Here is a 22874-nt window from a genome sequence, read left to right on the forward strand (position 1 = left end):
ACCTTATTATTCCTCTTTGTCTCTGTGTGGTTCACGGTTAATACCATCATGTGTGAGTAATGTTGCATCAATGATTTCGTCATCTGTATCAATCACCAAGTCGCCATCCTCAGCTAGTAATTTTAGAAAGCTCACGAGATTGCTTGAAAACAGTTGGCTGGCTGTATGCGGAATTGTTGCTGGTAAATTTGTGGGACCAAAGACCTTTACTCCATCAATTTCTACAGTTTCATCTGCGCGAGTTGGAGCACAGTTTCCTCCACCAGCTGCTGCGATATCAACGACAATTGACCCTGCATCCATTCGCTCAATCATCTCTCGGGAGATAATCTCTGGCGCTTGACCGCCAGGAACAGCTGCAGTTGTGATCATAATGTCTGACTTGCCCACAACATCTAAGAGCATCTGCCGTTGTCGCTCGTAGAAATCATCTTCTTGCTCTTTGGCATGACCCTCCTCATCAGCAACGTCCTCCGGTTCCTCTTCAATTGCAAAAAACTCGGCTCCTAGACTTTCAACTTCTTCTTTAACTTCTGGCCTAATATCATGTGCTCGTGTCCGACCACCAAGTCGCTCGGATGTGGAGATTGCTTTTAATCCAGCAACACCAGCGCCCAGTACAAAAACATCAGCGGGACGGATCGTCCCTGCAGCAGTCATCTCCATTGGAATCATCTTCGGTAACTCTTTAGCAGCAATAGTCATTGCTCGATAGCCACTTAGACTATCCATTGAAGATTGAACATCCATACTCTGTGCCCGGCTAATTCGTGGTGTCAGCTCTAAGGCAAACGACGAAATTCCGCGCTCCGCGAGTTCATCTAACTTTTCATCGAGTTGGTGAGGACCAACTTGACCAATAATCACTTGTCCATCACGATACGGGTCTGCTGGTGCGTCCGGATCATTTGCCGCCAATCCACGAACATGCAAAATAATATCTGACTGCTCAAACACTGCAGACCGGTCATTAGCTATCTCGCATCCGGCTGTCCTGTACGCTTCATCGGTATGCCCTGCGTCATTACCAGCTCCAGTAGCAACGCATATATCAAATCCTTGCTCAAGCAGTTCTTCTGCTCCAGAAGGAGTAAGTGCAACACGCGTTTCGTCAGCCCCCGTTTCACTGGGTACACCAATTCGCATACATATATTCAGGATGTGATGAACTTATACTTTGAGTATAGTTATCATTTTCCGTAGACAGTATTCTATATGCATATTTTCATTATACAATGGGATGGCAGTGTAAAATCACTAATACAAACTAGATGGTAACGTGGATTCCTGGCTCCACCGTGGGTGGGAGATTACTCATTCAGCCGGAGGAGGATCGGCCAATATTCTATTAAGTTAGGATTGAGGACCCCGGGTTGACTGGACATAGTACTCCGTAGAAGTCTTTGAGGAACTGGGAGATGAACGGTCAAAATTCACCGGAAGTGACGGCATTTATCCCCTCGATTGCTGAATTACCTCAATAGCTTTCCCGAGTTACTAACTCCAGTCAACCTACTTTGACTCTGAGCTCCCCGACAATCTCTGCACCGCCGGGCGCCGGGTAGTTAATCCTCTGATCTTTCGTGCCAGCGCAGGCCTATCCATGAAAGTGGCTGCTGATTAACTCTCGAAGGGAAAGATATCTACGTGATTGATAAATCACAAGATCTGGTATCCACCTGTGATGGTTTGTGTTGGCATGACTCTTAATATATTAAGGTCCTTCTATATCCGACATGCGTGCTGTGTCACTCCTCCCCTCGGCAACTGAGATGCTGTACTCAATTGGCGTCGAACCCATTGGTGTCTCGCATGAGTGTGATCATCCTCCCGAAGCCCAACAACTTCCGAAAGTAGTCCAATCCAGAGTTGCTCCTAATGCGTCAACGTCATCAATTAACGAACAAGTTCAGAATACTGAGTCTGCGGGGGGCGTATATACAATCAATCGCGATGTGCTTGCAGGATTAGCCCCCCGATACAATTGTCTCGCAGGGGATTTGCGATGTGTGCGCTGTTGATGATAGCTATATCCATACAGCTGTTGATCAATTAGGTATTGATGCCGAGATTATCACTACAAATCCACATAGCCTTTCAGAAGTTATTACAGATATTGAACGTCTCGGAGAATATTTTGATCGTACTGAGAGGGCAGCTGAGGTAGTAGGTACCCTTGAAGAACGCATTACTCAGGTCCGACGAGAAGCAACCCCGTCAGCACAAGCTGGTCCAGATGTCGCAGTGCTTGACTGGATGGACCCGATAATGGCTGCTGGCCACTGGGTACCCGATATAGTTGAAATTGCAGGTGCAACTTGTTCAATCAATAATGCAGATCAAGCTTCAACACCCTGCAGATGGCAAACGCTACAAAAGCATGATCCAGATGTTATTATCGTAGCGCCTTGCGGATTTGAGATCGACCAAACGGTAGACAATACGAAAGACCTATCTAACCGCCCTGGATGAAATGACTTGACCGCCGTACAGAATGAGCGGGTTTATATTGTCGATGGCCACCACTATCTAAATCGTCCAGGTCCGCGTCTGATTGATTCCCTTGAGATTATTGCACAGCTTATTCATCCCGAGATAGATGTTCTGCCAAGTGAACTTCCCCGGCCCTACTCTGCTCGGGCTGCACCCTCTTTGTTGAGGACGGGGGTTCCTGTCTTTCGAACAGGACTTTCTGATTCCACAACGGCACTTGCAGACACTTCATGGGTGGCATCTGTGTCCACAGCGGTGCCAGTCTCCGCAGGCGTTGCTTTGGATTGCCCCAACCCTACTTGCTGGTGACGGAAAAATAGCGACTGACCGCGGTTATAATCCCGCTCTAAGCCAGCCTCATGAATGGATTCCGTCACAATGTAGCGTATCTTATCAACCGAATTGAATGTTTGGTTACAGCGAGCGTGCGGCTGTATCCCCGCCCTACTCGCTCCCGTTGATCGCTCCTTGAGGACGGAAACGTAACCTAAGAGTTAATTCCGCAACCACAACAAAGTGGCCAATAGGCACATGACTAGAGAGATTGGTGTATACTGAAACCTACACACAGATACGTGGTTAGGCAAGGCCAGTATACTCCCTTAGTGTGTGCGTTACTCCTCCGTCAACTACCAACGATTCTCCATTAACATAACTGGAAAGATCACTTGCAAGATATACTGCTGCAGCGGCAACATCTTCTGGATTTACTGCCTTTCTTAATAGCACTGTCTCAAGGAACTTTTCACTTCGAAAGACGCCTGCATTATTCACCATTGTATCGATACCCCCTAGTTCATCTGCGACATTCATTGCGCTCTTTAGGTCAGAGGGTGACGTAACGTCACATTCAGCAAATTCAGCTCTAACACCCATCTTCGACTCAATCAACTCATAAATCGGCTTCCCTCCTCATCTTGGTTCTTTCTGTACAGGCGGTACAAGGCGACTGCCCCGGGGCTTGACCCCGGGGTGAGTTCACGTCAGCGACCACAATGTTTGATCCTTCCTCTGCAAATTTTTTGCCATTGCTCGACCGTTACCACTCGATGCACCGGCAATAACTGAAATGTTACCAGATAATATAACGCTTCCAAGGCTTGCAACTGTATCACTTTGCTGGACGTTGTCAATGCTAGAAAACGATACCTTCACGATAGAATGTCTGCTTCTGTGTAGCTATCTTAGGAGTATGGTAGCATAATTAATTTGTTTCAAATGACATATGATTACATCACTTGTGTCTGAATTGGCATCCAAATATTGAAATGTTCATACAATTAAGTTTTTGTGACACGCAGCAAAACCAATAGATATCATCTAATGGAGGACTTGACCATGGATATCCTAACCGAAATACAAGAAAATCAGCTTGAGAATACAGTCAATGGCCCTGTTCAGACATCTGAAGATATATTTGGCGATCTTCCAGATGACTTAGATGATGGTGTTGTGTTTGAGACATCAGGTACTACAGGTGATCCTACACCAGTACCACACACTAACGTTGATCACGCTATTGAATCTGTAGTGGATGTATACCGCTTAGTAGGTCTTGATGAGAATGATAGTATTCTCAACTTTGGTGCTCCTGAGCCACATATCTCCGGCTGGGGAGTGAACAAAGCCATTGAACGGTATGGGTGTAGATCAGTGAACAATCACTTTGAGGATTATCACCAGGTGTTCGAAAACGAAGCGGCACACGAGGTAACTACCCTATTTACCGTTCCTAAAATTGCTGAGGCCGTAGGTGAAAAAATCGCTGCTAAGCGAGAATCTCCATCAGAACTGTTCCCAGACCTTGAGTTAATTATCTGTGGTGGGCAGATTGTTACTCAAAAGAGCAAGGAACGATTAAAAGAGTTGTGGGGAGCAGATAGAGTACGAGATATATACGCGACCACTGAAGTTGGAATCATTGCCAGCACAAATGATGATACTCGACAGTCAGTTCCGTTCTTACATCGGTATATTCTGGAGATTATTCCAGATGATAGCTCCGATGAAATTATTGATATACGGAATGTCTCTGAAAAGAGAGAAGGATCATTATTAATTACAGCCCCGGACAGAGAAGCGGCTGATATCACAAGATACCGGATCGGTGATAAAGTCGCCGTTCACCCTCGTGATGGAATTCCTAGAATTTCACACCTTGGTCGTGAGGACAACAGCATCGATATTTCTGGTGCACTCTTGTATCCTGCACAACTACATGTCGCTGTGAAAAATGCATATGGTACGGATGCTGACTGGGTTGTTCGTGTTTCACATGAAGATTATCCTGCACTCGATGTCTATGTCATCGACGGAGATGCTCAATCAAATCCAGAATTCAGGTCTCAGCTTTACGACCAAAATGATGCAATAAAGTTAGTCTACGAAGAAATTGGTTCTTTAGAACGGCTTGATATACATCATGTCGATAGTCGGGAAGACATTCCTGGTCTGTCACCAGACTCCGGCATCAAAAAAGAACATGTCCTTTTTGATGACTCATATACACAAATGTATCGCGGCTAATATAATCAAAAATATTTATTTGGACTCTGTACATTCACGCTAACAGGCCCTCCAAAAGATGCCTTCAGAAAGTATTATTTATCTAACTGGGATCATCTCGAGTCTAGTTCCTCTCCCAATGCTCTTTCTCGTTTATTTACTCTGGGATTCGCGATATAATATTTCGGTCGGATGGTTTCTCGCTGCTGTTATCTTTTCGGGCACTTGGGGATTGATCTCTGGGTTAGCTCTTCTAATCCCAGCTGAAGGAACATCAGCCTTTTTATTATATACTGCCCGTGTTGTTGGTATACTTGCAGGCGTCAGTTTCTTTCTATTTGTCCTTGAGTTTACAACCGGAAAGGCCCTTTCGTGGAAGGTTGTTTCTCCGTTCTTGGCAGTTCCGCTGATCACTTTTGTAGTGATTTTAGCCGATCCATCTGCGTTCATGTCGGTACAATTTGAGGGAAGAGGATATTCTCTCGAATTGCATGAATTTGGAATGGCTCTACTCACGTATGGGTTGATTTTACATATTATGGCCATTTCACTCCTTTTTCGAGGGTACCTTACTACAGATGGAGCACAACAGAATCAGGTAGGGATAATAATTATTTGGTACTTAATCAGTGTGGTAACTGTATTTGCGCCGTTTGTTCTCCCAATACCAGATTACTTTACTGTAGGTGTTTTCGGACTGTTGTTTTTATTTATCGGAACAGCCTACGCACTACAGAAGTTCAACCTCTTTACAATCAGTCCTATTAGTAAAAAAGAAATATTTGACAAGGTAAGCGACGGAGTGGTTGTTCTAACTCCACAAAACATAGTTATCGAGGCCAATCAGAGGGCGGAAGAGTTACTCGATCTTGACGGAGGATTTGCTGGAAAATCAGTTGATGAAATGTTCGATTCGGATGCTGCAATTCACAAATTGCTCAGTGATGATATCACCGGAGCTACGACGTTTAATGTGGACAGAGAAGATAGCACAAAATACCTCACTGTAACAAGCACGGATTTTCATTACGGGCGAGGGAATACAGGAACAATCTTAGTTATCCAAGATGTAACCCCCATTAAAACTCGGGAACAGCAATTAGATACACTTTATCAAGTATTTTCTCGTGTGTTCCGGCACAATATTCGGAATGAACTAACGGTTATTCGGGGGGTGCTTGAATTTGCACAATCAGAAAACAAAAAGGAACACGTAGATGCGCAACTCGAATCGGCGATTGAGTCAACTGATAAACTATTAGAGCACTCTCGAAAAGCGGGACAAGCAGAAGAACTTATTCGCGATCAGCATGAACCGCGTAAACAACCACTAGATGACCTTGTTGAGACTATCGTAACAAAATGTAAAGAGACATATCCAGACGCTACTATTAAAACTAGTGTTAATGGAGATGATGTTTTAGCCGTCCCAGGTTTTGGCCGGGCAATTGAATGTGCTATTGAGAACGCCATTGTACATAACCCCTATCCAGGAGCAATTAAGGTATCTTCATCAACTAACGGTGACTTCGTAACAGTTTCCATTGAGGATAATGGACAGGGTATCCCAGATGATGAGATTGAGGTCTTACAAAACGAAAAAGAAAATTCTCTCACGCATGGGAGCGGAGTCGGGTTGTGGTTGATCAAGTGGTACACTGAAAAGTCAGGCGGGGAGTTTGATATCACTAGCACCAACTGTGGTACAACTGTCAGTATGACTATCCCTAAAGCTTGATCTACAGAGAAAGCAGGCCGAGTGCATCGGGGCTTGACCCCGGAGCAGTTAAGTTGAAGCACCCTATGTGCAATCTTCAAGATGCTCTACTTGTTTTCCTTACAGAGGCGCAGTCTAAAGCAACTGGCAATTGTGAATTATGAAGCTGTACCCTGTCAACTCCGATTAACTCTGGCATGAAAATCAGATTTAATGTTTTCAAGCTAAACAGGGTCTGAGATCTCTTCTTGCTGAACTTTAACTCTCATAGGTTAGGTCCCCGTCCTCGAGGAACGACCAACGGGAGCGAGTAGGGCTGGGATACATTGCCGTTTTCGGTTCGTATTCACTTTGGCGGGTATGTACACCACTGCCGGTCGAAAACCGAACGTGTGATGACAGTTGCACATCGTTTCGGCTTCGAGCCTGACAAGAACGGCCGCCGAAATGTATCTCGCCATCACCGCTGAGTAGGAGTGGGTCGCTCTGAATCCATGTCTGTGGAGACTGCGCTCCTCGCGCGGATGGCCGGCAACAACCGACCAGCCATGAAGAAGCGCGTTGTGGAACAAAGAACTCCCGTCCGAAAAGTACGGATCAGCGCGAGCAGGGTAGGTAGCTCACCAAACCATCGTAACCGTCCGTTATTGATATTAGGAATTAGCAATCATTTAAAATCACTTGAGTATAGGACAACAAATCTGCCACTTATTATTACTATTCGATCATGTTGAACAAACATAATATTTTACTGTCTACATATGGTTATTTTTGAGTGAAATTCGATTAATATAAGTATTTAATCTATAACTGTTGCACAGTGGAATACGATAGATGAGTACACAATTGTTCGAATCCACTGACGGTTCTCTCAGACTATACGGGGGTGTCGGTGTTTCATGAGTAGTGAAAAATCAACTACTGATATTACGCTTGACTACCCAGCCTCCGATTGGAAAGGTTTCTTTAAACATCACTTTGGTCCTTCAATGATGTGGGCACTGATCAGCATTGGAGGCAGTCATATTGTATTAGGGCCGGAAATGGCTGCTACGTTTGGTTTATTTGCTGTCTGGGTTTTTGCGTTTGTCTATGTTGCGAAGTACGGTGCCTGGGAGCTGGGAATACGTTATAATTACGGAGCGGGGGAAAATCCTGTTGAAGCGTATGACCAACTCCCCGGGCCGAAAAACTGGATGCAATGGTTTACTGTCATTGTATTCGGGGTACTGTACGTTGGAATCACTGCCTCTGTTGGCATGAGCACCGCCGCCTTGGCAGCAGCAATTACACCTCTTTCAGTTCCTGTCGCATTCGTCGTGTTTGTCGGCGGTGCAGGTATACTGGTCTTCTTTGCAAAGTACAGTTTATTAGAGAAAATCCTAATTGGTTTTACCGCAGCACTTGGTGCATTATTGATTCTCGGCGTTTTTGCTGGTCCACCATCCACAGATGTTGCTGCTGAAACCGTATTCTCTCTCAACCTCGGCGGCGAGCGAACGATTGCGTTTGTTGCGCTCTTTGCTGCCGTTGCTGGATTTGCTCCAACTGGATTTAGTACGAGCGTGCTAATCGGTAGTTGGAGTATGGCAAAGGGCGAAGGAGCAAGCCAACTCAAAAAACATGGGCTTGACCCTCACGATGACCAATATCATGATTATATCAAAGAGTGGATACAGACCGGACGACGAGACTTTAATATCGGCTATCTTCTGAGTTTTGTTGTTGTCATCGCCATGGTTCTGTTAGCGACAAACGTGCTGTATCCTGATCCACCGGGCGATGAAAACTTCGCTATTGCAGTTGGTGAAATTCTTTCCGAATCGTTTGGTGAATGGTCTTTCTGGGCAATGATGCTTGGGGCATTTGCTGCGTTGTATTCAACAGTAATCACGCTGCTTGATGGTGCATCTCGTGCTGTTGGTGATGTAATTCCAATGGCTATGGAAAACGATGATCTCGATAGCGACCTGATTCGTCGGGTCATGGTCGTGTTGATTGTCGTTGTGAGTAGTCTTACCGTTCTCATCCTCGGGAACATTCCGGTCACATTACTCGTCTCGGTTGCAGCGATCCTTGCAGTCACCGAGATCCTATTTTACCCTGCAAACTACTACATTGTCAAAAAGAACCTTCCAGACGCATTCCAACCGTCCCGAGCATGGACTATCTACTATGCACTCAGCTTAATTGCGGTGCTTGGGTTTGGTGTTATGGGTGCTGCAGTTGAATTAGGGTTTGTTCCAGAACTTGTTGGGCTACTTTCCTAACGAACATACTCAATTTCTTATATCCTGAATCTAAATGAGCAAGTAGACTGACTATGGAGCACGATTTTCTGACTGAGATTGTCGGCACACAACGCGTTAGCACCGATCCAAGTACGTTGAATGATCATAGTCATGACTGGGGCACTCCGGACGAACATCATGTGCGTCCCGATGTCGTTGTTTGGCCTCGCTCAACTGAGGAGGTTGCTGCTATCTTATCTGCAGCACACGATCAGTCTATTCCAGTTACACCGTATGGATCTGGCACAAGCACGCAGGGACATGCTGTACCCAACGAGCATGGTATTAGTCTTAATCTCACACAACTTGACACAGTCGTTGATATCCGCACAAACGATTTCCAAGTGGATGTCCAAGCAGGCGTTGTCGGATCTGATCTGAATGAGGCATTATCAGAAACGGGGCTGTTCTTTCCGTCACTTCCTGCTTCAGGAGATACAGCAACAATTGGAGGCATGATAGCAAATGATGCAAGTGGGATGCGAACCGTAATGTATGATGAAGTGGCAGACCGGGTCCTCCGTCTGCAAGTCGTGCTCCCAAATGGGGAAATAATTGAGACCGGAACAAAAGCAATGAAGTCTTCTTCCGGATATAATCTTACCTCACTTTTTACCGGAAGTGAAGGGACTCTCGGGATCATCACGGAAGCAACGCTTGAACTATCACCACGACCATCGAATATCTATGGGGGCCGGCTTATCTTCAATTCCCGCGGTGATGCATCTGAGGCAGTCTTTGACTTGATCCATTCGGGGATTGACATTGCCAAGCTTGAGCTGGTCGATTCAATCTGTGCAGCAATGGTTAATGATTATCTCGACGCAGACCTTCCTGACGCTCCGATGTTGTTCATTGAGCTACATGCTGACCATGGAGTTGATGCACAGGTTGATACTGTTGAGAAGATAGCTGTTCAACATGACGCACAGGCAGTTGATCTGTCTCCGTCTGGCGATCGGATGAATGACCTGTGGGAGATCCGGTCTGAAATTGCCAACGCATTGGATCCGTACAATCCCGACTTAACTCCGATTGCTCTCGGGGATGTCAGCGTCCCAATTAGTGAATTTGCACCCTTTATCGGAACCATTGAGCAATTAGCCGAACAATATGATCTACTTATCCCATGCTTTGGACATGCTGGCGATGGAAATGTCCACTATGCGATATTAGCACGAGAAAATGATCCTGAGCATCAACAACTATGCACAGAAGTTGATAAGCAGATCATTACCACTGCCATCGAAATTGGCGGAACAGCCACCGGGGAACATGGAATTGGAGCAGAAAAAACAGAGATGGTACAAGAAGAATTTGACACAGCCACCATCCGGCTCATGCATGATATAAAAGATAGTGTTGACCCCGACCATATCCTTAATCCTGGCACGTCACTCCCATCAACAGAGTAAACCTTGGAATTGCTAGCTGCTGATCGCGGAACCAAATTCGAGTGCTGTTTCCATTGATTGATCCTAAGAAATTAGATAGATATTCAAATTCTTGACCATTATCTTTCGGTGATCGATTAGCTCTGAATCTCTTGCTTCCAGATTTGCCAGAGTGCTTTGTATACCGTCCAGCAATCGCATTCACACTGAGAAGCGATTGCCTGCCCTCGTTTTAGATACTGATTGTATTCGATAACTGATGGAGAATTTGGATATCCCTTGGAAAGTTCACCAGCCGCATGTAATACCGCCCACGTTCGGGGGCCAGTAACAAGATAGGCATCTGGATCGAGAAACTGCAAAAAAGCAGAGGCAACCGGAACATCAACGCCTGAAAGATCGGTAAGTAACTGCATCTTGTCAACCACGGAAGTCTGCTGTGTCGTTTCATCAAGCGCAATTAGTACATCGTTGAAATCGTTTTGCCGAAATGCCTCCTCAGCTTTCTGTCGTTGCTGCCCTGGATATTGTCCTAAATGCCGCCTGTAGTACCATTGAACAACCCATTCAACATCTCTTTTCCCAATGTCTTGGCCCCTCAGTGTCTTTGGCAACATCCGAATATGCTCCTCTTCGACATCAACAAGTGGCTCGGTATCAGCGTAAGTATCGGCAGCTTCCGTAATCTGCTCCGTCGACAATTCAATCATGCCCTGCTCTTTGTTTGTGATCGCCTAAGCATTTCGGCGACCCACTTCCATGCGGTGCTTTGTTGGAAGGCACAGACATCACATATAGACAGATCTTCCTGATTATTGGGGATTAATTTATACGTATCGGGGCCTGACAGTGTGTAATTCGTGGTACATGATGTCACAAAACAACAATGACCCAATCAAAACGATTTGTCCGTACTGTGGTGTTGGTTGTGGAATTGGTGTGGCCACTGATGATGACTCCAGTGAAATGCATTTTCGACCATGGGGCGATGCTCCTGTCAACAGTGGTCGTATCTGCATTAAAGGCGGAGCAGCCACCGAAGTCGTTAATCATGAGGATAGACTGACTGATCCACTGATCAAAGAAAACGGGGGATTCCAGAAAGTTAGTTGGGAAAGGGCATACGAGTATATCATTTCAGAGCTTGAGCGTATTCACGAGGAGCACGGTCCAGATGGAATGGGATTCTTTGGATCCTCAAAGACGATGAACGAAGAAAACTATCTTCTTCAGAAACTTGCTCGGCGGTACGGAACTAATCAGGTTGACAACTGCACGCGAATGTGTCACGCCTCAACTGTTTGGGCGCTTCGCCGGAGTTTGGGCGCTGGTGCAATGACAAATAGCATGGCCGACTTGGCAGAGGAAGCTGATGTACTTTGGATTCATGGTGCTAATCCGGCCGAACAACACCCTATTGCAAACAGCCAGTATTTTCGACAAGCAGCACTTGATGGAGCAACTGTAATTCAAGTTGATCCACATGCCAATAAAACAACGCGCTCGTTTGAAATTGAGGATACTGACCGGCATATGCACTTACAGGTTGAACCAGGAACTGATATTGCGCTACTAAATGCTGTCATCAAGACCATATTAGAGCATCATGAGAAAAATCCAGAAGATAATTGGATTGACGAAGACTTCATCGAAGATCGAACCGAAGGATTTGAAGACCTGAAACGCACACTTGCAGACTTTGATAGAGAGGCTGCTGCAGAAACATGTGGTGTTGATCTTTCGGATATCGAGGAGGCAGCTGAAGTATATGCTCAAGCCGGTAATGCAGCAATATTTACTGGTATGGGGATGAGCCAGCACACATCCGGCGTTGATAATGTGCAAAATGAAATCAACCTCGCGCTAATCACTGGAAATATCGGTCGACCTGGTACAGGAATTAATCCACTACGAGGCCAGAACAACGTGCAGGGAACATGTGATGTCGGTACAATGCCAAACGTTCTGCCAGGCTATCAAGAAGTGGATGATGATGAGGCTCGTGAATCTATCGAGTCGGTTTGGGGGTTCGATATTCCTTCTGAACCTGGTCTGACCAATGTTGAAATTTCACACTCAATCGGTGAATCTGTCTTTGGCCTCTATGTGATGGGAGAGAATCCACTAATGAGTGAACCGGACTCTAATGCTGCTCGACAACGGTTTGACGAGGATCTTGAATTCATGGTCGTGCAGGACATCTTTATGACTGAAACTGCTGAATTAGCTGATGTCGTCTTGCCAGCAACATCGTGGGCCGAACGGGGAGGAACGGTCACAAATACTGATCGGCGAGTGCAGCTAATGCGTCCGGTTGAAAAAGTATACGACAATACAAAACATGATCTTGATATACTCAGCGAGATTGGGACCCGGTTATTTGATGACGGATTTGATTTTGATGGCCCTGAGGAGGTATTTGAGGAGTTACGTGAAGTCTGTCCCATATATCATGGCATGACCTATGATACGCTTTCTGAAGAAGGGTTGCAGTGGCCCTGCTATGAACCAGGTGACGAAGGTGACCAGTATCTCTATAAAAAAGAGTTCGACACTGACAATGGCAAAGGACACATCGAAGGTGTCCGCCATCAACCCCCTGCTGAAACCCCAGATAAAGAATATCCGCTTATTCTGACAACCGCGCGCCTTGAAGAACATTACAACACGGGAACAATGAGTCGCCGGTCACCAACACTGAACCGACAACATCCTGAAAACTTCGTTGATATTCATCCTAAGGACGCAGAAAGATATGGGATTGAAAACGGTCAAACAGTCCAACTGCGCTCCCGACGTGGATCCATTGAAGTCACGGCTCAAGTAACAGATGCGATCAAGGAAGGAGTTATTTGGACAACCCCACACTTTGCTGCTTCCTCTGCTAATCGGCTTACAAATGATATACTCGATGACCGGGCTAAAATACCCGAGTACAAGGCTGCTGCTGCTGAGATTGATGTTGATATTGATACCAGCAGTTCTACAGAAACAGCTGACGACTAAGCACATCTTCTGAAAGAGACTTCTGTCAGTACCACTGTACATGAAACCTGCAGGAAAAAACAGATAGAGCCCGTTGAACTCTGACATTGAGATAGTTCACAGAAATTTCAAGGCGGATGCCACGGTGATTGCCCCCGAGGCAGTTGACTTGTATAGACTCCCGGCGACAAGTACTTTTTATTGTAAGCTAACGTCTGTTTGAGTCTAATATCCATGTCAGAGCATACTAACCGTGCTGATGTTTCTCCTCCATCCAATCCCCAAACCTCCGGCTGGAACACGGCTGAACAGCAGTGGGAACACCCAACGCTTCGGAAGGCAACAGTTCATGGCATAAGGTTATATAATGTTAGTGAATATCATGAGTCCCACGATTGCTTTGAGTATGAGTGGTTCAACTATGGATCCGGTACAACCGAGAGTGCATTCTTACACGGCATGGTTCAAGTCGCGGCCGGTGCGTACAAACACTTTGATTTCGAGAATGATGATGGGATGCGGTCGCTGTTTCAGACAGCACTGCAATACTTGCACGACGTGCCAGACCGGTATTACGGTGTTGACGTTGCTAATGTGAAACGTGCACTTCAACAGGCACTTTCTGACCCAAGTCTACTGAATAACTGGCTGATAACACTAGATCAACGTAATCCGACAGCATCAGAAGTTGACTACATATATGCAGAACAGTTTGACTAGCCAAGTGATCATGCTAAATCGCTCAATATTTCATCATAACCGTTTCATTGCATTATATTTTGGAATCAGGTCGATTTATAACCATTTCCCATTAGCACGGCGCAACTTAGGAAATTGCTGGAATGAGATCTGAGATATGCGCAATATATGATTATTTAACTACTTGTTTACAATCGTTTCGACATTCCTAAAAGGCTGAACAACTGTTTATCCATTGCTTTCATGACAAAAGATAGCATTTCTGCTGATCGCCGGACAATGTTGAAGGCAGCCGGCATTGCAGGTGTGTCAGTAGGCGCAACAACAACAGCCGGATGTTTAGATTTGCTTGGTATTGATGATGACCAAGTCACGATAACTATGAGCGAAGTTGCGTCAACACCTGATCCTAACGATCATAACGCAACGTCCGATTACAATTCTCTTGACCCTGTATATGAACCCTTGCTCCAAGTTGATGAGGAAGGAAACATTGAGGAACACGTCATTACCGATTGGGTGACTGACTCAGATACAATTGAGCTAACAATTCGAGATGATGTACAATTTCATAACGGCGATGATCTCACAGCATCTGATGTCGCATATACAATAAACCGCCAAGTTGATGACGATGTGGGCGTTGTCAGTCCGCAGGATGACGGGATGATTGGTATTACGGAAGCGGAGGCTGTCAATGACACGACAATTGAAGTCTCACACGAATCAAACCCCGACCTTGCAATGATGGGAATTGCAGTTTTCGGGCGTGCTATGAACGAGGAGTGGACAGCAGACAATGCCGACGATGAAGATGGTACTGTTTCCGGTGATATGAACGGAACAGGGCCATATCAACTAGAGGACTTCTCACAGGGAGACTACTACGAATTTACTGTGTTTGATGATTATTGGGGTGAAACACCAGATGTTGAAGAAATTAGACTTGAGGCAGTTGATGAAGATACAACTCGTCGGGATCGACTTCTCGCTGATGAAACTGAGTTTGTGACTAATCTTCCTCCAGAAGACATTGATGATGTTGAAGGCGAAGATGACCTTCGGACGGAGACTATCACAAGTTACAGAAATATCTTCCTTGCAATGCCAAACGATGATGGTCCATTCGACAGTAAAGACTTCAGACAGGCGATGAACTATGCGATTGACAATGAAGAAGTCCTCAATTCAATTTTCGATGGATACGGAGAGCCGATGTCACAGCCTATTCCTGAAGGAATCTTTGGCCACAATCCAGAGCTTGATCCGTATGAACAGGATCAGGATCTCGCAGATGATCTAATTGAACAGAGCGGTTATACAGATGAAGAATTAGTAATCCATGTCCCGAACGGTCGATATATTAACGATGTAAACACTGCAGAATACGTTGCTTCACAGATTGATGAGCTTGACAACGTAAGCTGCGAGCATGAGGTCAGGGACTTTGGAGAATTGGTTGAGGAAATTCTTGACGGCGATCTTGAAACTTCTCCTGATATTTATCTCATTGGATGGGGGAACCCAACTCATGATGCTAACTATGGTCTTGAACCATGGTTTGTTGAAGGACAATCTTCATACGCGTTTGAAGATTCGGAGCTGGAACAGCGGATTATTGATAGTCAGACGATTGAAGACACAGATGAGCGCGAAGAAGAACTTCAAGAGATTAACGAGTATATTCATGACGAAGCCCCGTGGGTATTCCTCCACCGACAAGAAAGCATCTATGGCGTACATGAAGATATTGACTGGTCCCCTCGTTCTGATGAACGGATAAATCCTGAAACGATGGAAGAATAAGTCAGGAATTGAATTTATCTGCTGTCAACGTTTGGAAGCTTCATACTTCCACCCACTATATACATTATAGCCTCCACGCATGCGCCTGATAAAATTCTTGGTTCGTCGAAGTTTACAAGGTCTGCTGGTTGTCTGGGGAGTTGTCACAATCACATTTTTACTCCGTGTTGTGACTCCGGGAGATCCTATCGATCTGATCGTTGATCCTGGAACTTCTCCCGACACTAGAGAACAGATACGGGAAGACTTCGGACTTAATGAGCCATTACATGAACAGTATATTGATTATCTTCTTCAGCTAGTCACCGGTGATCTTGGCTACTCATTTCAAGAACGACGTGATGTAGCAGCAATTATTATCGAACGACTTCCAGCAACAATTGAACTTGCCATTGCAGCGACAATTGTTGCCCTAGTTATTGCCATTCCGTTAGGTGTAATCGCTGCGACCCGCCGCCAGCAGCCTGCCGATTACGCTGCGACAACATTCTCATTATTAGGTATTAGCACACCGAATTTCTGGTTGGGCGTTATGCTCATTATGATCTTTGCTGTTCAGCTTGGTATCTTTCCGACTAGTGGTCGCCCAGTCGGACTCTGGGAGTCAATTGTTTCGCTCACGTCGGGGGATATTGTTCCAATAATCCAGTGGACAAACTACATCATCTTACCTGCAATCACGCTTGGAACGTACTTTACTGCGCTTATTACGCGACTTACTCGGAGTGGAATGCTTGAAGAACTTGGCCAACCATATGTCACTGCAACTGAAGCAAAGGGTCTTCCAGGTGTGCTGATCCGGTATAAACATGTTTTGCGAAATACGATGATCCCGATTTTGACCGTACTTGGTCTTCAACTCGGAACATTGATTGGTGGAGCAGTTATTACTGAGGCTATCTTCGACTGGCCGGGACTCGGTGATCAATTAATTAGTGCTATTAATGCCAACGACTGGCCACAAATACAAGGCATCCTTGTTGTAATCGGTGTAAGCTTCGTGATTATCAATGCGGCTGTTGATCTTCTTTACAGGTATCTTAACCCACAGGTGAGTGAACAATGATCTCTGAACGGATTAAATCAAGTCTCAGGCGTGAATTTAGTAAAAGTCTACTTGCCAAAGTAGGATTAATACTCGCGATTTTGATTATATTCATTGCTATTTTTGCACCCATGCTGGCAACGCACGACCCGACAGCGACTGGATATTATACCGAGGAGTCTGACTCGTACCCACCATGGGGTGTTACATATACTGATACGGTCCTTGGAGGTGATGAAGAATACACCGTTGAAGCATCTTCAGATCACCTTCTCGGCACCAATCACTTAGGACAAGACGTCTTCTCCAGAGGGCTGTACGGAGCCCGCACGTCGTTGCTTGTTGGACTGATCGGAACGGGATTAGCAGTCGCAATTGGGGTTCCATACGGACTAGTTTCTGGATACTTTGGGGGACGCATCGATGACTCACTGATGCGAATGGCAGACATCATGCTCGCCTTCCCGTCACTTGTTTTGGCGATTGCATTGATAGGTCTCTTTGGTCAACAAGAGGTTGCTATACCGGATCCATTTGTCATGGCTGGTCTGGCTGATGGGATGCCCGAGACGTTTGTGCTTCCAGGCACAGTTACGATTGTTGTGGCTTTAGTTAATTGGGTCTGGTTTGCTCGAGTGGCTCGCGGAGAGGCGCTCTCAGTCAAATCTCAGGAATATGTAGCAGCAGCCCGAAGCATGGGAGCAAGCCATTGGACAATTATTCGGCAACATGTGCTCCCAAATAGCCTGACGCCAATAATTGTCCTTGCAACAATCCAAGTCGCGGCGGTTATAATCCTCGAAAGTTCTTTGTCTTTTCTTGGATTTTCGGGCACAACGCTTTCGTGGGGGTATGATATTCAGCAGGGTCAGGGATTCCTCCGTACTGAATGGTGGATTGCAACGGTCCCTGGTGTTGGTATTTCGCTTGCCGTAATTAGCGTTAACCTTCTCGGAGACTGGCTGCGCGATGCATTGGATCCAAACATTGAGGGCCAAGGAGGGTTCTAAAATGAGTGCACAAGATATTCTGCGAGTACGCAATCTTTCAACCCGGTATTTCACAGATGATGGACAAATAAATGCTGTATCTAATCTCTCAGTTGATATCCAAGAAGGTGAAGTGTTTGGTATTGTCGGCGAATCTGGAAGTGGAAAGAGTGTGACTGCCCGATCTGTAATGGGATTAATCGAATCCCCGGGCCGAATCACAGAAGGAGAAGTCTGGTATCGAGATCCAGATATTGTTAGTACTATTGGAGATAAGCATCCAGATGCGATAGATGGTGACTTTGTCAATCTCCGGGCACTACCAACTGAACTCCGAAACTCATTCCGCGGAACCAAATTTAGCATGATCTTCCAAGATCCTGAAAGTAGCTTTAATCCGAGCCTTACTGTTGGTGAGCAAATTGCGGAAGCTGTCGAAGTTCAGCGTCGAGCGAGTGCGAATCCTCGCACTACACGAGCTCGAACAGACGATTATTCATTACTTTCGTATCTTAGTTCAACTGTGGTCCCATCCAGACGATATGTTTCCTCTGAAAGTAAAGAAAGAGCGATTGAATTACTTGATAAAGTCGGTATCCCTGATCCAGCCGAGCGAGCCCAAGAATATCCCCACGAATACTCTGGTGGGATGCTACAGCGAGCGATGATTGCTCAGGCAATCGCTGGCGATCCAGACCTCCTTATTGCAGATGAACCCACGACCGCACTTGATGTGACCATTCAAGCACAAGTTCTCAATATTCTTCGAGAATTGCAAGAGGAGACCGGTATGACAATACTTCTAATTACACATAACCTTGGAGTGATCGCACGCATGTGTGATCGTGTTGGCGTTATGTATGCCGGACAGTTTGCTGAACGAGGAACACTACGAGAGATTTTCGAAGAAAGTGTACACCCCTACACTAATGGGCTGCTTGGTTCTGTTCCAGACTTGGAGGACACAACACAGCAGTTACAGCCAATTCCTGGTAACGTACCAAGTCTCATCGATGCTGAAATGCCAGACCGTTGCTACTTTGCTGATCGATGTCCTAAAGCAATGGAGAAATGCTTGTCATCTGTCTCTGAACACATAGTTGATAAAGACAGTGATCATACGGCCCGTTGTGTATTAGCACAGGGTGATTATGACCCCGCACAGGCGGTCGATATTAGTAATGGAAAGATTAGAAAAGCCGATTCTCAACAGGAGGTAATTAATCATGACTGACAATACTCCGCTCATTGAAGTTGAGGGGCTGGAAAAATATTTTTGGGAAAACGATTCACTCTTGGACCGACTTCTCGGAGGGACTCCAACGGCGGTCCAGGCCGTTGATAACGTCTCATTCAGTATCCAATCTGGAGAAACGCTCGGGCTTGTCGGAGAGTCAGGATGTGGGAAATCAACAACAGGTAAGACATTGCTTCGATTGCTTGATCCTACTGGCGGAGCTGTCAAATATAATGGTGACCTTGATCAGATTTCCCCAGACAAGGATCGGAATATATACAATTTCGACAAACAGGCCCTAAAAGAATTCCGCCGGAACGCACAAATACTCTTTCAGGATCCATTTTCCAGTCTTGACCCTCGGATGACGATTGGCGACATCGTTACTGAGCCCCTTCGAATCCATGACTGGCCGTGGACAAATAGCGAAATAAGCACCGATGCTGAGGTGCATACTGATGGAGTATCTCTGGAACGAGTGAAGGTTACTGTTACTGATGATATTGATAAAATTGTTGAGCCAAAAGACGGAGTTTCGACAGCACATGTTACGATCACACAAAAAACACAACAAGAGCACGACGAGGAACGATCAGTTGCTGTGACAGACAATTATATTGCTACAGTTGATGAAGACCTCACTGTTTCACTTACTGAAGACGAGATTGGTATTACCGTCAAGGTAACCGTTGGCCGCTCCGATGAGGCTGTTCGCAAATCCAGAGCTATGAACCTATTAGAACGAGTCGGATTAGCAATTGAGCAACTCGATCGATATCCGCATGAATTCTCTGGAGGACAGCGACAACGAATTGGAATCGCACGTGCATTAGCACTTGAACCAGCATTTATCGTCCTTGATGAACCCACTAGTGCTCTTGATGTATCTGTGCAGGCACAGATCCTAAATCTCCTTGCAGAATTGCAGGACGATTTTGAGCTTACCTATTTACTCATTAGTCACAACCTTTCTGTGATCCGTCATATCAGTGATCGAGTTGCTGTTATGTATCTTGGTGAGATCGTTGAAATTGGCCCGACTGATCAGATTTTTGAATCACCAAAACACCCCTATACGAAGGCCCTCCTAGAAAGTGTTCCCCGTGCCTCAGTAGATGAACAATACCGAGATATTGAAGTAATCGCAGGTGATGTTCCATCCCCCCGCGATCCGCCAAGTGGATGTCGATTTCGAACCCGTTGTCCAGTTGTTATACCGCCTGAAACAACCGATATAGACCAAACTCTTTATCGCGAAATCATGACTGTCCGAGAGCGTATCACAGAACGATCAATTAGCCTCTCTGAAATTAAAGACAGGGCAGACACTGACTCTGATGAGGCACTTGCTAATAAATTAAAGGATCGGTTCTTTGAGTCTAAACTACCACCACAACACGAATCAACAATCGACGCTGCATTTTCAGCATTAATCGAAAAAAGTTGGGATGAAGCGGAATCGATCCTAGCAGACGAATATGAAAGCGTTTGTGAAAACGTCAATCCTACATTAACTGATCAGGCACATCCAGCGGCGTGCCACCGGTGTGAGCAATCCGAACAGGTGACCACAAAGGTAGATCAGTGGAAACAAAATATCTCATCAGATCAGTTCCCTTGATTATATAGGGTTTCTTCTCATCGGACCACAGCTGATAATATGACTCAAACCTACATGTGTATATCAGTAGATATTGTGACTGATAGCCTCTCCCCGTTGCTGAATTACGCTCTACTGTGTTTCAATTTGAAAAACTGATTTTATAATTTTTAATATATGTTTTCTAATAAATACCTGTATTATTTCTGGAGAGATATGTTCTTAATAATCAAAAAGACATTTTTAGATGGAAGCCAACTGAGTCATATGACGGCAACATCGAAAAACCGATGGATTATCGCTTTTTCTGCAATTGCGATCCATATGTCAATCGGATCGATCTATGCTTACAGTGTTTATCAGAATCCGTTACAGGAGCTTCATGGCTGGACAAATTCCCAAGTCACACTTGCATTTAGCTTGGGACTGTTCTTCCTTGGGATAACAGCGGCAAGTATGGGCTGGTTTGTCAATCGGTATGGCCCTCGGCTGTCAGGTTATGTATCGGCTGTCGTGTTCGGGATTGGTACTGTTGGTGCAGGAATCGGTGTAGAGCTCGGATCTCTGCCAATATTCCTCTTTATGTTCGGCGTTCTTGGTGGCGTTGGTCTTGGAATTGGATATATTGCACCTGTCTCGACACTCGTCTCATGGTTCCCGGATAAGCGGGGATTAGCGACGGGATTAGCGGTGTTTGGATTTGGCGGTGGTGCATTAATTACGGCACCGGTTGCAGAGCATCTAATGAGCATTATTTCAGTGTCACAAACGTTCTATACACTTGGCGTATTCTATTTCATAGCAATCACGGCTGGTGCCAGCTATCTTGCTAAACCCCCAGAAGGATGGACTCCCGAAGGATTTGATCAAGACGTCGAGACTGAAGGCGAACACGGCCCCGCTGGAGCAACAGCAAGTGATCTAGCACAGTTGACCGGTCGAGAAGCACTCCGAACTCCTAGATTCTACCTGTTATGGGTCGTTATGTTTCTGAACATCGCTGCAGGATTGATGGTTCTTTCCCAGGCGTCGAACATGACACAAGAGATTACTGGTGTAACGGCTGCCGTTGCCGCTGGAGTTGTGGGCGTCATTGGATTCTTTAACGCCGGTGGACGAATCGGGTGGTCAGCACTATCTGACTACACAGGGCGAACCAATATGTTCACGTTGTTCTTTGCTGCGCAAATTCTGATTTTCTTGTTGATGCCAAGCGTGACGAACGTATATCTCTTTGCAGCTATGCTATGTCTTGTCGTGAGCTTCATGGGTGGTGGATTTGCCTGTCTCCCCGCCTACATTGGCGACCTTTTTGGCACACGGTCACTTGCTGTGATCCATGGATATCTGCTAACTGCGTGGGCATTAGCAGGCCTTGCATCACCACAGATGATTGCGTATTTCCGTGACACAACTGGAAGCTTCGCTGGGGGAATGTACGTAATCGCTGGCGGAATGTTTGTTGGGCTTATCGCTATCACAGTGCTTCGATTACGGATTAATAATGTGAGAGACGCTGATACCGTACAAACGCCGGCTGCAGAATCTTAATTCACAGTGCGATACAAATTATCTGAGCCGTTGACACTCTCTTACCGTCTAAACGAAAAGCAGCGCGAGTTCCCCCTTGCGAAAACCTGCGGTTTTCGGCTTTCGCAGATATCCGATCTGCGTCAACACCGCGCACGAGGTTGTTTACCCGTACGAATTGTTTCTCCTGTTTACCACCGATTACAGCATTTTGAAGAAAAGCCGCAACGTTTAGTCGTCAACTGCTTCGGGGTTAAACCCAGAGCTTGTCAGTGAACTCCTGATTCACCCGTTTCCGCGGAAGGTCTGGGGTGACCAGTCACGTTCGCTGTCTCTGAGTTAAGAGCTAGTTGACTGGCAATCCACCTATCACGAGACGTTCGCTCATGAGGGGTGTACAGGCGGTCGAGAAGACTACCCCGAGGCTTAATTCCCGGGGTGAGTTCATGGTCGCCAAGACTCACCACTCGATAAATATGTATATCCTAATCCGGGAGACAGATTGTTGCATTACGTGACTGTATTTTCAAGTGCCAGCTTCTTCCCTTGAGCCCGAACCTCGGGGCATCCGCCTTAGTTATTC

General features: G+C 45.8%; 17 protein-coding genes and 1 pseudogene. 14 read left to right on the forward strand and 4 right to left on the reverse strand.

The window, feature by feature from the left end; all coding sequences use genetic code 11:
• Positions 1 to 6: 6 nt before the first annotated feature.
• The gene (locus K0C01_RS09515) at positions 7 to 1146 is read right to left on the reverse strand and encodes an NAD(P) transhydrogenase subunit alpha (RefSeq protein WP_221169473.1); all 1140 of its coding nucleotides are present in this window, start codon (positions 1144 to 1146) and stop codon (positions 7 to 9) included.
• A gap of 590 nt (positions 1147 to 1736) precedes the next feature.
• Here K0C01_RS09515 and K0C01_RS09520 point away from each other — a divergent pair.
• Positions 1737 to 2021 (forward strand): TroA family protein, encoded by a 285-nt coding sequence (locus K0C01_RS09520; protein ID WP_221169474.1) that lies wholly within the window; start codon positions 1737 to 1739, stop codon positions 2019 to 2021.
• Positions 2008 to 2472 carry an ABC transporter substrate-binding protein gene (locus K0C01_RS09525; RefSeq protein ID WP_221169475.1) on the forward strand — a complete coding sequence of 155 codons (465 nt, stop codon included), beginning with the start codon at positions 2008 to 2010 and terminating at the stop codon, positions 2470 to 2472. The genes K0C01_RS09520 and K0C01_RS09525 overlap by 14 nt, the downstream gene beginning before the upstream one ends.
• Positions 2473 to 2627: 155 nt before the next feature.
• Here the strand turns inward: K0C01_RS09525 and K0C01_RS09530 are convergent, their stop codons facing one another.
• Positions 2628 to 2870: a hypothetical protein gene (locus K0C01_RS09530; RefSeq protein WP_221169476.1), complete on the reverse strand. Its 243-nt coding sequence runs from the start codon at positions 2868 to 2870 to the stop codon at positions 2628 to 2630.
• Positions 2871 to 3072: 202 nt separating this feature from the next.
• A pseudogene (locus tag K0C01_RS12940) lies at positions 3073 to 3522 on the reverse strand (SDR family oxidoreductase).
• Positions 3523 to 3831: 309 nt separating this feature from the next.
• On the opposite strand from K0C01_RS12940, the gene K0C01_RS09540 reads away from it, so the two are divergent.
• The 4 genes from K0C01_RS09540 (at position 3832) to K0C01_RS09555 (ending at position 10421) form a co-directional block, all read left to right on the forward strand.
• Positions 3832 to 5019, forward strand: a complete 1188-nt coding sequence (locus K0C01_RS09540) for an AMP-binding protein (RefSeq protein WP_221169477.1) — start codon at positions 3832 to 3834, stop codon at positions 5017 to 5019.
• A gap of 118 nt (positions 5020 to 5137) precedes the next feature.
• Positions 5138 to 6736, forward strand: a complete 1599-nt coding sequence (locus K0C01_RS09545) for a sensor histidine kinase (RefSeq protein ID WP_221169478.1) — start codon at positions 5138 to 5140, stop codon at positions 6734 to 6736.
• A gap of 878 nt (positions 6737 to 7614) precedes the next feature.
• Positions 7615 to 8985, forward strand: a complete 1371-nt coding sequence (locus K0C01_RS09550) for an Nramp family divalent metal transporter (protein WP_221169479.1) — start codon at positions 7615 to 7617, stop codon at positions 8983 to 8985.
• A gap of 53 nt (positions 8986 to 9038) precedes the next feature.
• A complete protein-coding gene (locus K0C01_RS09555) occupies positions 9039 to 10421 on the forward strand; it encodes an FAD-binding oxidoreductase (RefSeq protein ID WP_221169480.1) in 1383 nt (460 codons plus the stop codon).
• A 116-nt stretch (positions 10422 to 10537) separates the two neighbouring features.
• Here the strand turns inward: K0C01_RS09555 and K0C01_RS09560 are convergent, their stop codons facing one another.
• A complete protein-coding gene (locus K0C01_RS09560) occupies positions 10538 to 11110 on the reverse strand; it encodes a hypothetical protein (protein ID WP_221169481.1) in 573 nt (190 codons plus the stop codon).
• A 160-nt stretch (positions 11111 to 11270) separates the two neighbouring features.
• On the opposite strand from K0C01_RS09560, the gene fdhF reads away from it, so the two are divergent.
• From fdhF to K0C01_RS09600, 8 genes are all read left to right on the forward strand, one after another.
• Positions 11271 to 13406, forward strand: a complete 2136-nt coding sequence (fdhF, locus tag K0C01_RS09565; protein ID WP_221169482.1) for a formate dehydrogenase subunit alpha — start codon at positions 11271 to 11273, stop codon at positions 13404 to 13406.
• 213 nt (positions 13407 to 13619) lie between these two features.
• Positions 13620 to 14105 carry a DUF309 domain-containing protein gene (locus K0C01_RS09570; RefSeq protein WP_221169483.1) on the forward strand — a complete coding sequence of 162 codons (486 nt, stop codon included), beginning with the start codon at positions 13620 to 13622 and terminating at the stop codon, positions 14103 to 14105.
• A gap of 222 nt (positions 14106 to 14327) precedes the next feature.
• Positions 14328 to 15890, forward strand: coding sequence for an ABC transporter substrate-binding protein (locus tag K0C01_RS09575; protein WP_221169484.1), 1563 nt, complete (start codon positions 14328 to 14330; stop codon positions 15888 to 15890).
• A 79-nt stretch (positions 15891 to 15969) separates the two neighbouring features.
• Positions 15970 to 16956, forward strand: coding sequence for an ABC transporter permease (locus tag K0C01_RS09580; RefSeq protein ID WP_221169485.1), 987 nt, complete (start codon positions 15970 to 15972; stop codon positions 16954 to 16956).
• Positions 16953 to 17945, forward strand: coding sequence for an ABC transporter permease (locus tag K0C01_RS09585; protein WP_221169486.1), 993 nt, complete (start codon positions 16953 to 16955; stop codon positions 17943 to 17945). The genes K0C01_RS09580 and K0C01_RS09585 overlap by 4 nt, the downstream gene beginning before the upstream one ends.
• A gap of 1 nt (position 17946) precedes the next feature.
• Positions 17947 to 19158: an ABC transporter ATP-binding protein gene (locus K0C01_RS09590; protein ID WP_221169487.1), complete on the forward strand. Its 1212-nt coding sequence runs from the start codon at positions 17947 to 17949 to the stop codon at positions 19156 to 19158.
• Positions 19151 to 20782 carry an ABC transporter ATP-binding protein gene (locus K0C01_RS09595; RefSeq protein WP_221169488.1) on the forward strand — a complete coding sequence of 544 codons (1632 nt, stop codon included), beginning with the start codon at positions 19151 to 19153 and terminating at the stop codon, positions 20780 to 20782. The genes K0C01_RS09590 and K0C01_RS09595 overlap by 8 nt, the downstream gene beginning before the upstream one ends.
• A gap of 246 nt (positions 20783 to 21028) precedes the next feature.
• The gene (locus tag K0C01_RS09600) at positions 21029 to 22312 is read left to right on the forward strand and encodes an L-lactate MFS transporter (RefSeq protein WP_221169489.1); all 1284 of its coding nucleotides are present in this window, start codon (positions 21029 to 21031) and stop codon (positions 22310 to 22312) included.
• Positions 22313 to 22874 lie beyond the last annotated feature (562 nt).

The organism is Salinarchaeum sp. IM2453, from assembly GCF_019693215.1.
Taxonomy (GTDB): domain Archaea; phylum Halobacteriota; class Halobacteria; order Halobacteriales; family Salinarchaeaceae; genus IM2453.